This window comes from Dactylosporangium sp. NPDC050588 (assembly GCF_040654975.1).
GTDB lineage: Bacteria > Actinomycetota > Actinomycetes > Mycobacteriales > Micromonosporaceae > Dactylosporangium > Dactylosporangium maewongense.
In genome coordinates this window covers 1-13,018 of the sequence record NZ_JBFAJA010000171.1, presented here as the reverse complement: position 1 = coordinate 13,018, position 13,018 = coordinate 1, and the positions used below count along the sequence as shown (strand labels likewise).

Annotated in this window: 15 protein-coding genes and 1 tRNA gene; 10 read left to right on the top strand and 6 right to left on the bottom strand. The window is 65.1% G+C overall.

The window, feature by feature from the left end; genetic code table 11:
- Positions 1–137: 137 nt before the first annotated feature.
- Positions 138–1,013, bottom strand: coding sequence for a hypothetical protein (locus tag AB0I21_RS56555; RefSeq protein WP_360574206.1), 876 nt, complete (start codon positions 1,011–1,013; stop codon positions 138–140).
- Positions 1,014–1,468: 455 nt separating this feature from the next.
- Between AB0I21_RS56555 and AB0I21_RS56550 the strand changes: the two genes are divergently transcribed.
- The gene (locus AB0I21_RS56550) at positions 1,469–1,864 is read left to right on the top strand and encodes a hypothetical protein (protein WP_360574204.1); all 396 of its coding nucleotides are present in this window, start codon (positions 1,469–1,471) and stop codon (positions 1,862–1,864) included.
- Positions 1,831–2,016, top strand: a complete 186-nt coding sequence (locus tag AB0I21_RS56545; RefSeq protein ID WP_360574202.1) for a hypothetical protein — start codon at positions 1,831–1,833, stop codon at positions 2,014–2,016. The genes AB0I21_RS56550 and AB0I21_RS56545 overlap by 34 nt, the downstream gene beginning before the upstream one ends.
- Positions 2,017–2,058: 42 nt before the next feature.
- On the opposite strand, the gene AB0I21_RS56540 is transcribed toward AB0I21_RS56545, so the two are convergent.
- Together AB0I21_RS56540 and AB0I21_RS56535 are read right to left on the bottom strand one after the other, a co-directional pair.
- On the bottom strand, positions 2,059–3,066 hold the full coding sequence (locus AB0I21_RS56540) for an RNA polymerase subunit sigma-70 (RefSeq protein ID WP_360574200.1): 1,008 nt from the start codon (positions 3,064–3,066) through the stop codon (positions 2,059–2,061).
- A 243-nt stretch (positions 3,067–3,309) separates the two neighbouring features.
- Positions 3,310–3,374: transfer RNA gene (locus AB0I21_RS56535), tRNA-Ser, on the bottom strand.
- A gap of 617 nt (positions 3,375–3,991) precedes the next feature.
- Between AB0I21_RS56535 and AB0I21_RS56530 the strand changes: the two genes are divergently transcribed.
- The gene (locus tag AB0I21_RS56530; RefSeq protein ID WP_360574199.1) at positions 3,992–4,729 is read left to right on the top strand and encodes a hypothetical protein; all 738 of its coding nucleotides are present in this window, start codon (positions 3,992–3,994) and stop codon (positions 4,727–4,729) included.
- A gap of 1 nt (position 4,730) precedes the next feature.
- Here AB0I21_RS56530 and AB0I21_RS56525 read toward each other — a convergent pair whose 3' ends face one another.
- The 3 genes from AB0I21_RS56525 to AB0I21_RS56515 form a co-directional block, all read right to left on the bottom strand.
- Positions 4,731–6,689, bottom strand: coding sequence for an AAA family ATPase (locus AB0I21_RS56525; RefSeq protein ID WP_360574210.1), 1,959 nt, complete (start codon positions 6,687–6,689; stop codon positions 4,731–4,733).
- 121 nt (positions 6,690–6,810) lie between these two features.
- The gene (locus tag AB0I21_RS56520; protein WP_360574197.1) at positions 6,811–7,443 is read right to left on the bottom strand and encodes an HAD-IA family hydrolase; all 633 of its coding nucleotides are present in this window, start codon (positions 7,441–7,443) and stop codon (positions 6,811–6,813) included.
- Between the two features lie 32 nt (positions 7,444–7,475).
- Entirely contained in the window at positions 7,476–8,342 is an 867-nt protein-coding gene (locus tag AB0I21_RS56515) for a winged helix-turn-helix domain-containing protein (protein ID WP_360574195.1), read from the bottom strand.
- A gap of 347 nt (positions 8,343–8,689) precedes the next feature.
- On the opposite strand from AB0I21_RS56515, the gene AB0I21_RS56510 reads away from it, so the two are divergent.
- The 7 genes from AB0I21_RS56510 to AB0I21_RS56480 all read left to right on the top strand — a co-directional run.
- Positions 8,690–8,932 carry a DUF6284 family protein gene (locus tag AB0I21_RS56510; RefSeq protein WP_360574193.1) on the top strand — a complete coding sequence of 81 codons (243 nt, stop codon included), beginning with the start codon at positions 8,690–8,692 and terminating at the stop codon, positions 8,930–8,932.
- 10 nt (positions 8,933–8,942) lie between these two features.
- On the top strand, positions 8,943–9,314 hold the full coding sequence (locus tag AB0I21_RS56505; protein ID WP_360574191.1) for an RRQRL motif-containing zinc-binding protein: 372 nt from the start codon (positions 8,943–8,945) through the stop codon (positions 9,312–9,314).
- 47 nt (positions 9,315–9,361) lie between these two features.
- Entirely contained in the window at positions 9,362–10,129 is a 768-nt protein-coding gene (locus AB0I21_RS56500) for an ABC transporter permease (protein ID WP_360574208.1), read from the top strand.
- An 87-nt stretch (positions 10,130–10,216) separates the two neighbouring features.
- Positions 10,217–10,639, top strand: a complete 423-nt coding sequence (locus AB0I21_RS56495) for a transcriptional regulator (RefSeq protein ID WP_360574189.1) — start codon at positions 10,217–10,219, stop codon at positions 10,637–10,639.
- Between the two features lie 9 nt (positions 10,640–10,648).
- Entirely contained in the window at positions 10,649–10,822 is a 174-nt protein-coding gene (locus AB0I21_RS56490; protein ID WP_360574187.1) for a hypothetical protein, read from the top strand.
- Between the two features lie 35 nt (positions 10,823–10,857).
- Positions 10,858–11,007, top strand: coding sequence for a hypothetical protein (locus AB0I21_RS56485; RefSeq protein WP_360574185.1), 150 nt, complete (start codon positions 10,858–10,860; stop codon positions 11,005–11,007).
- Between the two features lie 86 nt (positions 11,008–11,093).
- Positions 11,094–13,018, top strand: a 1,925-nt coding sequence (locus AB0I21_RS56480) for a cell division protein FtsK (protein WP_360574183.1), incomplete at its 3' end; no start/stop codon positions are given.

Sequence of the window (13,018 nt, the reverse complement as noted above, 5' to 3'; positions counted from 1 at the left end):
ACAACCACGCGAACTTCGCGGAGTACAACAACAGCTGGGCCTCGTTCCTCGACATCTCGGCCTAGCCCACACAGCACCAACACCGCCCGGCACCCCCGGTGGAAGGGGGGCCGGGCGGTTCCTGTTTCATCGGCCACTTACTCCTGCATCGTCGCCCACCGGCAGCCGCGCGACTCCGCCTGCGCCGTCGTGGCGTACTCGACGTTGAACCGCCGGGTCGGCGGCGCCGCGTCACCGGGCCCGTCGCGGAACAGCACCACCAGCCCCCGCAGCGAACCGTCACCGCTGACCCGGATGCACCGCTCGCTGTCCTTCAGGAACTCCAGCGACAACCACCGCGAGATCGCCGAGATCCTCACGCAGCAGACCGGCGGCACGGGAGTCGGAATCGGCATGGTGGCGTAGTCCGCGACAAGGAACACCCCACCCGGCGTGTCGGCCGAGATGATGAGGTCCTGCCCGATCTGCGTCTGCAGGTCGTAGATCGTGCCGAGCATCGCGTACCCCTTGGCATTCGTGCTCGCCGCGACGAACCGCGCCGGCGAATTGAACGGATGCGGCGTGATGGTCCCCGCCGACTGCCGGAAAATGATCTGGTACGCCGGACTGCCGCTGTAGGTCGTCGTGTTGGCGGTGTACGCACCCAGCGGCAGGTAGTGGTTGTTGAGCGCGATGAAGTCCATCCGGGCGCTGGCCTGTTCACTGACCTGCGTCGACCCCGTCTGCGCCAGCCGCACCCCGGCCCGCGTGATGCTCAGGTCCTCGTCACCCCCTTGGTACGGATGCACGAAGACCACATTCCACCGCGGCACCGTCACATTGAAGCTCCACGTCCACGGGCTGAAGGTGTTGTTGGGAACATCTGCAGTCAGCGCCAGCGCGGCCAGCGCCCCTGAGGGCGTGGCCCCCACAACGAGCAAGGAGCAGAACCCAGCGAGCAGCACCCGCCCAAGCCATCGACCCTTGATTGACATCGATCCTCCTCGAAGCCTTCGGGACCTCAAGCGGACCACGCATCCATCTGGCATGACAGATCACTCGGCGATACAAAAACCGGTCAATCCTGAGCCCCGCTCAGCGTTCGACGCTCCGGCGGGCGCGTCGAAGGCCTCGACGAGGCGCTACCGGTGCTGTGGTCAGGGCTCAAGGAAGCCCTTGATGGCCTACAGCCCGGTAGCCCTCGATTGTGGACATCCGATCAGCGCCCGCTCTTCAGCGCCCGCCACGCCGCCACGTCCCACCGAACACCATGCTGGTCGGTGGCCTCTGCCCAATGCCCGACGATCTCCATGAGGATCCCGAGTACTGCCGATGGCGCCGGCTGCTGAGAAGCCGCGCGCCTGCGAACGACGTCAGTCAGGCTCGCCGTCCACGTAGGTTCTGCCACAGCATTGAATTGTGCCGCCGATGAGACTCGCCGCCAGCCGTCGAGTCACACGTATGCCTCGTTGAAGGATTTCCGGCCCACGTGGAATTGTTGGTGGTGTCCGGCACAGGCGTCCAAGCGGGCGCAGATCGCCGCGTTCGGACCGCCGCCGACAAGTCCGGTGGCCGACTGGTCGTCACCGCGTACCTCTATGCCGTCTGCCTCGACAAGGGTGCGGAGATCCTGCGCTGGCGGCCGGCCCGTTGCCAGCAGCGCGCACCGATGAGGTTTCGCGCAGCGCCCGTCTGTAGGTATGAGATCGACTTACGAGAGGCTGGCGTGATGCGGAAACTGACCTTCGGCATGAATGTGACCCTGGACGGCTACATCGCCGCGCCCGGCGACGACCTCGGCTGGAGTGGCGGTGAGGGGCCGGACTCGTCGCCGAGCGACGAGCTGTTCCAGTGGTGGTCCGACAGGGTGGGGGCGACGGGCTGATCGACGAGTACATGCTGGTCACCGTGCCGGTCCTGGTGGGCGGCGGCACGCCATTCTTCACCGCGCTGGACAGCTGGGTGAACCCGAGCCTCGTGGAGACGCGGGCATTTCCCGGCGGCGTCCCGCTGACCCGATACGAGACGAGGCGATGAGCACGGGCCAGTTGCCCGGCTCGTGGCGCTGGACTCGTCTGATCACAGTGTCGGGGGCAGGTCCAGCCATGGTTTGTCGGTGGCGTCGAATCCGGTGAGCTCGGCGATCTTCCCGTCGACGACGTGCAGGACCGCGATGGCGAACAGCCGGTACTCCGGGTCGTCAGGGGTGCGGAGGTACAGTGCGGCGGCGGGCATGCGGTTGGCCGTCGTGGCGATGCAGCGCCAGTCGTCGTGGCCTGGCTGGAAGAGCCCACCGGAGACCCATCCGTCCACCGCGTCCTTGGCCGTGACGACCGAGGTGCCCGCCTCGGGCAGCATCACGAAGCGCAGGTCGTCGCGCAGCAGGGACATCAGCCCGTCGAGGTCGTTGCGTTCATGGGCGTCGATGTACGACTTCACCACGCCGCGCTCGTCATTCGACAGCTCGTGGGCTGCAGGGCTCCGCCAGTCGAGGCGGCGGTCGGGCAGCTGCTCGCGCATCGTCACGCGCGCCCGCTGCAGCGCGCTGGTCACCGATGCGATGGTCAGATCGAGGGCGTCGGCGGCCTTCGACGCCGGCCAGCCGACGACGTCGCGCAGAATGAACACCGCCCGCTGCCGCGGCGGCAGGTGCTGGACGGCGACGATGAACGCCAGCTCGATCGTCTCCCGCGCCACCACCGATTCCTGCGGGTCCTCGGGGAGCATCCGATCGGGGTACGGCTGCAGGTACAGCACCTCGGAGCCGACGTCCGCCAGCCCGGACGGTACGGGTGTGCGATCGTTGCGCTTCTCCAGGAAGTCGAGGCAGACGTTCGTCGCGATCCGGTACAGCCAGGTCCGCAGCGCAGCGTGGCCCTTGAACGACTCCCGCTTGTCCCACGCTCGCAGGAACGTCTCCTGCGTCATGTCCTGGGCGTCCTCGTAGTTCGCAAGCATCCGGTAGCAGTGCACCTGCAGCTCACGCCGGTGGCGCTCCGTGATGAGCGCAAACCGCGCCGTATCGCCTGAGCGAGCCACCGCGATGAACGAGGCCTCGTCAGCGCCCAGCGGTCCAGCGTCGGTCATGGTCACCAATCCTTCCACCGGTGCGAGGGAGCCACCAGAACCGACGGCGTGGCGGAGGAATTCTGATCGGTGAAGCCGCTGACACCGGGCCGTTCGCCAGGGCGAATGGGTCGGGTCGGTCCAGGGTGGGTGCTTCATGGCGGGATTCAGCCGGTGACAGCCGGACATACGAGCGAAGCCCTTGACCGCAGAACTGCTGGTCAAGGGCTTCGTTTTGGCTGTTCACTCGCGCTGCGCGCTGTGTGCCCCCGGCAGGATTCGAACCTGCGCCCCCGCCTCCGGAGGGCGGCGACCGAGCGTTCAGGCGCAAGTGATTGACCTGCGAAAACTTGGCTGCAAACGAAAGTTCGCGCGAAACTTGGACGCGTATTTGCCGTGCGCGGCTTTCGCCGCTGCAGGGTGTACTGCGGGATCCGGCGCCGCGTCAAGCCGGCCTCGGCGACGTAGCTGTGATACTCGCTTGCTTGTGCGCTCGCGCACCTGCCACCGACGACGTGCGTTGTCTCGTCCGAAGCGCACGAGACGATCGCAGTCCGGGCCTGCCTGCCAACCAGCCGGGCGCGGACTGCGGCGATGTCCTTGCAGATGAGCGCACCATGTCGCATCCAATGTTGGGATGCAAGCCCTCGCGCAGACGTCGAGAAGGCTGAAGCCAATCGGTGGACTTCGTATGGCGAACGGATGAATCTGCGGGGCGGCATGTCGATCGATCAATGGCGTCTGACAGTATCTCAGAGCCATCCATGGGAAGAGGGATCAGATGCCCGGTACTAGCGTCCACGGCTCTACGACTGAGCAGGGTCCTGCTGCTGTTGATGCTGCCCCCAGCCGTAATCTAGAAATACAATCACCATCTAGTTCCTTCCGAATGGTTAACCAGGGAAATCCTAGGACTCAGCCGACGTGGTTTGTTGTAGTAATTCTGGTGCTAGCGGCCCTTCTTCTTGCGGTTGGTTGCGCTCTGCTCTTCGTTCGTGATGCAAGTCTGGCGGGTACAGTTCCCCTAGCTGCCGGCGTCGGACTCGCTCTGACTGTACTGGGAACTAGGGTTTCGAGTCCCTTTGATCGTTACGCCGACCAAATTAGAGACCGAGTCGAAGAGTCCTCTGGTGAAGAAATTCATATAAATGTTGAGCCCGGTGGTGTAGCGCACATCAACCAACAGGCCACGGATTTAGCCACTGTGCGCGCATCGGATACGCTTCAGAAACAAGAAGCGATCTTGCGTGAAATCTACACTGAAGGATTGGCCCAGGCGAAGCTGAGCTTTTGGGTAAGCGTAATATTCATGTCTCTAGGTGCGATTATCCTGATTGCCGGCGGTGCGTTAGCGATCTGGAACGCGCCAACCAATGGTGCTAAATATTCAGCAGTCCTGGTAAGCGTTGCTGGAGTAGTCGTCAATTTGACGTCCTCGGTATTTTTCGTGCAATCGAATAGAACGCGGAAAAGCATGGGTGATCAAGGCGTCCTGCTTCGGGAGGAGAGCCAAGAGGATCGCAGACTCAGCGCCGCGCGCGAACTGGCCGCCGCAATCGAAGATCAAGACCTGAGAAACCGGGTTCGTGCTGATCTCGCAGTTCTGGTGCTCGGCGTGAAGGAGAGGCCCGACGGGGAAGGAGGGAATGGCAACACTCAAGGATCGGCGGAGTCCGAATCATAATTTATTGTGCAATGCCTAGAAAGTCGCTGATCGCAGAGGTGATTTCTAGGGGTGGCGTGGTCATATTTCTAGCGATTCTCACACCGTCTCTCTTCTTGCTAAACCTACCTGAGCTAAATTCACTCCATGTGGCCACCAGCAATTCTTCACCAGGTGCTAGGGAGGCCCATTCGTCGTCCCAGGACTCGACGACTGCGCGTGATTCCTCTGCCCACAATTCGCGTATATCCTGTGCCATCTGATCACGGGAAGGGATTCTTTCAACAACTGCGTCGATCAGCTCTTCGGCGGTTGCACCCTTCGATGACAGTGAAGCGCGAAGCTCGTGATCGACGTAAACTAGCGCTCCGAGCCGCGCGCATACACGCTTCAGGACGACGCGATCGCGGAGTTCGTTTGCATGTTCCCTAAGAAACCGTTCGATTGATTCGGGGGCAATCGATTCTCCGTTTTTTGACGGTAGCGTGAGACTAATCGCTTGGGAATCAAGCAAGTAGTTTTCTAGTTCACGCCGATTTAACACATGGACCGAGCCTTTGCTGAGGAGTCTCTCGATCTGGTTCGAGGCAAGCTCATCGCGGTCCCTAATGAAGAGAACCTTCCTTACGCCAAGGCGATCCGCCTTTTGAACCCACTCATTCAGAATATGGGCAAGCCTTGAATTGTCGCCGCCAACCCCCAGAATCACTGCAACGCGCGGATCGGTTGCAAGCTGAGGAAACCAAGCCTGAAGTACATCGCGATCGCTAGGCCCCTCAACTAGAAGGATGCGTTCAGCGGACAGGACATCCGTCAATCGCACGCCGAGCTCCTGCAATGCGTCAACCGCCGGTGAGTCAACAGATCCGATCGAGGATTGACCGTTTTCGCGACGGACTACCTTGACGGCCGCTCGCTGCAAGCCATCGAGCAAGACGGGTGAGTGCGTCGTTATGATGAACTGTCGTTCCTCGGCCCACTCGCTCAGGTGGCCAAGCAGGGCTCGCTGCGCACCAGGGTGAAGTGATGTCTCAGGCTCTTCGAGCGCGATGAGTGATCCTTGCTCTTGTGACATCCCCAGTACAAGCGTCAGCAGTAACTGCTCGACTCCGCTGCCCAAGTCTTTTAAGTTGTGACTGAGCGCCCCAGAATACTCGTCGTCAAAAACAACCTGGACGGAACTGTCTTTCGTCGAGAGTCTTAAACGGCCTACCTCAGGAACGACCGTTGAGATTAGTTCCTGCAATCGCAGCCACTTTGCGGGATTGTTTGTGTTGAGACCTAAAAGGACGGCGGAAAGATTTTCACCGGTCGCAGCCAGGCGGATATCTGCACGAAGCTGCTCGGACCGCTGGATTCCCGGGCGGTGCACGGGAAAGTGGAAATATTGCGTGCGCCACCGATGTAAGAGTGTTTGAAATGGCAAGCCATAACCAGACCCTGCTTCAAGGAAGCTTGGTGGCCGATCGCCTCCAGGATGAGATTGGTGATTAAGATTTGGCTTACCGTCGTGTTTTACGGGTGTACTTCCATCCATCCAAACCATGTCCCATTGGGCCGAAGAAGGACCCGATCGATGCTCATATCCGATGACTTGCTCCGAGCCGTCAATCCAACAGGTGGTCAACTGGCTAATGTGTCGATGAATTGAATCATCTGGGCTGTTCGATGTGAACGTCCACTCAATCCACTCGAATGCGGGACTTCCCGTAAACTGGGCAGGAGTTCCGGACTTTTCAAACATGGTTACACGTTCGTCCATAGTGAGGCCAAAGCGTGCGGAGACGGATGCTTCGGCTGCGCCTCGGAATCGCGCATGGGAAGGGAGGCTCGCTCCGGAGACAACGTCCAAGGCGGCTAGGATACTACTCTTTCCGGAGTTGTTCGCGCCCGCGATAAGCGTGATCCCGGCAGGTGCAAAGTCAATCGTCGCCTGAGGAAACGCTTTGTAGTTCATGAGTGTAAGCCGCTGAAGCCACATTCTGGTCACCCGTTCGGAATGTTTGATTGACGACGCATCTGTTGGGTAGTCGGAGTTTGCTCGCCGCGAAGTGCACAGGAAGAGCTGAGCATTCCTGCTGGGTGTCAGCAGGGCCATTATGCTAGGTGCCGAGGTATTCGAGCACTTCGCTCATTGAGGTTACAACGACATCGGCTGCGCGAAAGGCCGTAACCTTCCACGGCCGATTTGCGTAGCCAATTGCCCGTACCCCTGCGGCCGCTGCTCCCTCGATGTCGGACAGGGAGTCGCCAACCAAGACACAGTCGTTCGGCTCGGCTTTCAGTGCCCGAACTGCGGATAGAATGGGTGCTGGATTTGGCTTCATCTCTGAAGGTTCGGCGAAATGCCTTCCAATCACAGCGGCAACACATTCGGCAAGTTGGTGAAGAACTAGATATGCCGTGATCGCGCCAGCGGAGTTGTTACTTACGATCGCGGTAGGTACACCTGAGCGCCATGCGGCACGAATCACATCGTGGCCGTGTGGCGTCGGCGAGGCGATTTCTGCAGCCCGCCGCTCTGCGGCGCAGAGAGCTTCTTCAACGGCGACAACTAGCGCTTTCGGACAGTTCACACCGGTCCAGCGAAGGACCTCTAAGGGATCGGTTTCTTCGACGACGGTTGTGGGCAGTCCGACGTCTTTGGCTTGGAGGACGCTGACGAGGTGCCGAGCAACCTTCGGTGCCGGATAGCGAGCGAAGATGCTGCAGATCGGTCCGTCAAAGTCGAGCAAGAGCGGACCGCGCCCGATTCGAGCGGCGGCGGTCACTGCTGGTACTCGCGAGCGACGCTGTTCCACACCGAATCGAACCACAGGCGTGACGACTCCACGAACTGTGTGCCGTGGGACGCGTCGTCGTCGTCCACCGCGTAGTGGAAGAGGGTCGCGTCGCGGCCCATGAGGTCGAAGATCTCGACCTGCTCGCCGCCGATAGTGACCTCACGGGGCACGACCGGGTAGAAGCCGAAGAAGGCCTCCCGGCCGTTCAGCATGTAGAGCTTGAACGTCGGCGCCAGGCTGTGCACGCGGACCTGGACGGTCGCCGACTTTACGAGGCCGAGGTCCGCCAGCTCGTGGACCTGGTCGATGATGCCGTCGGCCGATCGGCGGGTGATGCGGTCGGCGCGCCGCCGGACTCCGGCGTCGTCTGCTCCGGTCGCGGCGAGTGCCGGCAGAGCCATGGGCACCGACATGTCGGAGAGCATGACCCGGATCGCGATTGACTCGGGAGCGCTTCGACCTGCGCGGACCATGTCGAGTGCCTCGGCAAGCGCGTCCCGCAGGGTCTCGCCAGAGAACCCGGCGAAGTCGATGGCGACGTGCTTGTGCTCGAAGGCCGCTTCGATCAACGGCCGGAGCTCAACCGGCCGCTGCGTCTGAGCCCGGACGAACGCACCGCTGCCTTGTCGGCTGACGATCAGGCGTTCGGCGCGGAGGGTCTCCAGCGCACGCTTCACCGTCTCGCGCGCGACGCCGTAGCGGCTGGCCAACTCCGGCTGAGACGGCAGCTTGTCGCCCGGTGCGAGCTTCCTGGTCAGGATCGCGGCTCGCAGCACATTCGCGATCTGCTGCGAGGCCTGTCGAGGGTCGTCGGGATCGAGATCACCGAGGAAATCAAGGTTCGCGGTCACCGATGCACGATACCGCTGACTAGCCAAGTTAGGGAAGTTTGTCGTCACCTCTTGACCTGACTAGCCAGGCGCCCCTACCTTCAATGCATTGCACCTGGCTAGCCAGGAAAGACAGGCCGGATGAAGGTCGGGGATGGCGGAGCTATGCCGCGCGCCCACGAGTCATCTGTGTCCGCAGGCATTTTGACAACTGCAGGGCTCGCAACCTCCCCGGAAAAGGTTGCCGCGCAAGGCTTCTGGTCCTTGCATGCACGTCAGCCCGTGACGAAACGGGCTCCCCACAACGCTTTCCGCCCGGCCGGGGCATCTCGGCCGGGCGCTCCCTTCCCGATCTCACAGGAGAGACCGTGATCTACGACCGTGATTCGACGGACGAACCGACCGCCGCCGACCTGGCCGCGATCGAGGACGAATGGCCGCTGATCGAGGCGGAGATTGACCTGCTAGACGTGCAGATCGACATCCTCGACGCCCGGCGGCCGGTCGATGAGGTGACCGCCCGGCGGCTGCACCGGGCGCGTGACGCGGTGGTCGGTGAGGCGCTGCGCTATTACACGCGCCGCGTCAACGCCGCCCACCGGGCAGCGTGAGGACCTGGCCGTGAGCCGCATCCGCGCCGCCTACTACGACCCGACCGGCGACCGGTACGGCCTGCCGACGTGGTGGTGGAAGGGCGCGCCGGACACCTACGCCACCCGCCGCCAACTCCGCGCACGCGGCCTACGGCCCGGCGGTCAGTCGGTCGCCGGCCAAGTCCTCTGGCGCGGCGTCGGCGGCGAACGCGTCGCCTACCTGTACCGCCTCGACCTGGCCAAGCCGCACCGCCCCGCGACCCCCGCGCAGCGACGCGCGGTCGGCCGGGCGCTGCTGGCCCGCCGGACCTGCTCCACCTGCCGCGAAGTGCGGCCGTACTACATCCCGCGCTCGCTCGGCGAGTGCCTCACCTGCGCCTACCCCGAGGAGAACCCGTGACCACCGCAACCGCGCCCAGCGCCTACCCCGCCCCGATCGAGGCGCTCATGCCCGACGCCCGCAAGCTCGCCGACCGGCTCGGTGACATCCCCTCGCGCAACGCGCTCATGAAGGAGTTCAAGATCGGGGCGCCGAAGGCCAACGCCGTCCGCGACGCGCTCACCGCCGAGCGCGCCGAGCCTGCCGAGATGCCCCCGCCGCGCACGCTGCACGCCGTGCCGGACCTGGAGCCGGACACCGACACCCCCGAGCCCGCCGCGCTGGTCGACGTTGAGCCGGTCGCCGAGGTGATCGAGGCGCCGCCGCAGGCCACGGGTGACGGACACCCGGGCACCAACATCACCGAGCCGCTCGCCCCGGCCGCGCCGCCCGCCGAGGCGCCCGCCCGGCGCAAGCCGCGCTCCTGGCCCGTGTGGGTCCTGGCCCTGCCCGCGTTCGTGGCGATCTGGTCCGGGTGGGTTGGCCTCGGCGAACTGACCGGGTTCGGCGTGATTCACCCGCTGCCCGGCATCGCCGACGGGTTCAGCATCAACACCGCGATCACGCTCCCGATCGGCGTGGAGACGTACGCCGCGTACGCCCTGGCGGTGTGGCTGTCCAGCGCCTACGGCGCGTCGGTGCGCCGGTTCGCCCGCTGGTCCGCGATCGGGTCGCTCATCTTCGGCGCCGCTGGGCAGGTCGCCTACCACCTGCTCACCGCGGCCGGGGTCACCGCCGCGCCGTGGTGGATCACCACGGCGGTCGCCTGCCTGCCCGTCGCCGTGCTCGGCATGGGTGCCGCGCTCGCCCACCTCATCCACGCCAACCGCGACTAGCTTCGCCCGGTGCGCGGCCCAACGGCCTAGGAACCCCGGCCGCGCACCGGTCCCCATCCCTTCACAAGGAGTCAGGAGACCGCCCTCATGACCAGCCCGACCGATGCCGGCACGCTCGCCGCTGTCTTCGTCGCCCTCTACGCCGCTCACCAGGTCGCCGACCACTGGATCCAGACGCAGCACCAGGCCGACCACAAGGCCGACACCGGGTGGCGGGGGCATCTCGTCTGCGCCGCGCACGTCGGTACGTACACGCTGACCGCCGTCGTCGCCCTGGTCGCCATGCACGCGGTCACCGGCGCCGCGCTGCACATCGGCTGGACCGCCGCCGGGCTCACCGTCTCGGCAATCAGCCACCACATCGCCGACCGGCGGGCGCCGCTGCGGCGCATGGCCGGCGCGCTCAAGAAGTCCCCGGCCTGGCTGGAGCGCGGAGGCGGGCTCTACGCCCTCGACCAGTCCTGGCACGTCGGCTGGCTGTTCGTGTCCGCGCTGCTCATCGCCGCCTGAGACGCCGACATGGACGCCGAAACCGAACTGCGCAACCTGCACTTCCTGCTGTCCGAGCTGGCGACGTGGGGCGCTAACCACCTCGACAACGACTGCGTCGACCGGCAGGACATCGCCGAACACCTCACCCGCAGCCTCGCGGCGCTGGTCAACGGCGACCCGATGCCCCGCTCCCCGTTCTAGTCAACGCTTCCCGCCCTGCCCAGAGGAGAGACATCATGCCCGGATCGCTGAAGAACAAGGCGTTGAGCCTCGGCCTGGGTCTGCTGGCCGCGTACTTCGTCGTCACCAACCCCGCCGGTTCCGCCCGCGCGGTCATGACCGTTGCCCGGGGCGTCCTGGCGTTCCTCGCGGCCCTGAACAGCTAATCCGCCCGGTGCGCGGCCCAGCGGCCTAGGAACCCCGGCCGCGCACCGGTCCCCATCCCTCCACAAGGAGTCAGGAGACCTCCAGCATGACGAGCAACGAGCCGAACCGCGACCACCCGAACGGGTTTGACTGGTCCAAGTACGAGGACGAGGTGGCTGACGTCGCCGACGTGGTCGACCTCGGCGCCGCCCGCGCCAAGCGCACCGGCACCGCCGACGGGCACTTCGACGTCGCCCTTGACGACGAGCCGACCCCCGGCGGCGCCCTGGTCGACCCGTCCCCGGCCGACCGCAAGGGCCGCCGCCCGATCGTCCCCGCCCGCTGGAACGGGTGGCAGAACATCAAGGCCACCCTCCGCGACATCGCCGAGGACATCGGCCACCGCGCCGGGTACCACGCCCTCCGGTCGCCCTGGTATGCCGCGCAGGCCGTGTTCTGGGCCAGCGTCGGGGTGTTCCGGCTGGTCGGCCGCCAGTTGCGGTGGTGGTGGCTGTCGGAGCAGTACGGACTCCGGCAGGCCGCCGCCGACGCAAACGACCCGGCCACCTGGTACAGGCTGCACCGCGAGGTCAAGGCCACCCGCGCGTGGCGCGGCGTCGTCCTGCTCGCCGAGCTCGGCGCGCTCGCCATCGGCGGCCCGATCGCCTACGCCCTCACCCCCTGGTGGGGCGTCGGCCTCGCCCTGGCCGTCATCGTCCCCGGCCTCGCCCACCTCGGCCGCCCCGCCGACCGGCCGATCCTCACCCCCGCCGTGGTCGAGGGCAGGTACCGGCGGGTCAACCCCGACATCATCCTGCGCGCCTACTACGCCGCCCGGCTCGGCCACCCGGAGAAGCCCGACCAGCAGGTCAAGTTCGGCTCCACCATGTCCCGCGACGCGACCGGCACGGGGTCACAGGTGGTCATTGACCTGCCGTACGGCAAGACGTGGGAGGACGTGCTCAACGCCAAGGGCGCCATCGCCTCCGGCCTGGACGTCAGCGTGAATCAGGTGTTCCTCACCAAGGACGCCACATCGCACCGTCGGCACCTGCTGTTCGTCGCCGACCGCGACCCCCTCGCCATCCCAGCCGGCAAAACGCCGCTGCTGGACGGCAAGCCCCGCGACATCTGGACCCCGGCGCCGTTCGGCCTGGACGAGCGTGGCCGGAAGGTCACTGTGCAGATGATGTGGAACAGCCTGCTGGTCGGTGCGCAGCCCCGTAAGGGCAAGACGTTCGCCACCCGCCTTCTGGCGCTCTACGCCGCGCTGGACCCGTACGTGCGGGTCATCGTCGTGGACGGCAAGATGTCGCCGGACTGGGACAAGTTCCGCCTGATCGCGCACCGCATGGTGTTCGGCCCGGTCCCGAACAACCGCGACACCGACCCCGTCGAGCACCTGCTGGAGGTGCTGCGCGAGGTCAAGGCGCACATCCTGGAAGCGAACGACTTCCTGTCGACGCTGTCCACCGCGGAGTGCCCGGAAGGGAAGATCACGCGGGAGCTGTCGCGGAAGTATCCGCAGCTCGCCGTGTGGCTGCTGGTCATGGAGGAGTTCCAGGTCTACTACGAGCTGGACAGCCAGGAGCAGAACAAGGAGATCGCCGCGCTCCTGTCCTACATCATGGCCGTCGGCCCGTCGGCGGGCGTGATCCTGCTGTCCAGCTCGCAGAAGCCGTCGGGGATCGGTGCCGGGGATGTCGGGCGGCTGTTCAACCGGTACCGCGACAACCACGCCGTGCGGTTCGCCCTCAAGTGCGGCAACCGGCTCGTCTCTGAGGCGATCCTCGGCGGTGAGGCGTACAGCGAAGGCTACGACGCGTCCGCCCTGCCCAACGGCATGGACTATCGCGGCGTCGGCTACCTCTACGGCGCCACCGACGACACCCCGACCGTGCGCACGTACCTCGCCGACCACGCCGACGCCGAGGTCATCCTCACCGCCGCCCGCAAGCACCGGCAGGCCGCCGGCACCCTGTCCGGCGCCGCGATCGGCGAGACCATCACCCGCGACCTGCGCGACACCCT

Coding starts and splice junctions, on each gene's coding strand:
- AB0I21_RS56500 (WP_360574208.1), top strand. CDS start 9,362: ATGCCCGACGCCCGCAAGCTCGCCGACCGGCTCGGTGACATCCCCTCG.
- AB0I21_RS56540 (WP_360574200.1), bottom strand. CDS start 3,066: ATGACCGACGCTGGACCGCTGGGCGCTGACGAGGCCTCGTTCATCGCG.
- AB0I21_RS56490 (WP_360574187.1), top strand. CDS start 10,649: ATGGACGCCGAAACCGAACTGCGCAACCTGCACTTCCTGCTGTCCGAG.
- AB0I21_RS56495 (WP_360574189.1), top strand. CDS start 10,217: ATGACCAGCCCGACCGATGCCGGCACGCTCGCCGCTGTCTTCGTCGCC.
- AB0I21_RS56525 (WP_360574210.1), bottom strand. CDS start 6,689: ATGTGGCTTCAGCGGCTTACACTCATGAACTACAAAGCGTTTCCTCAG.
- AB0I21_RS56485 (WP_360574185.1), top strand. CDS start 10,858: ATGCCCGGATCGCTGAAGAACAAGGCGTTGAGCCTCGGCCTGGGTCTG.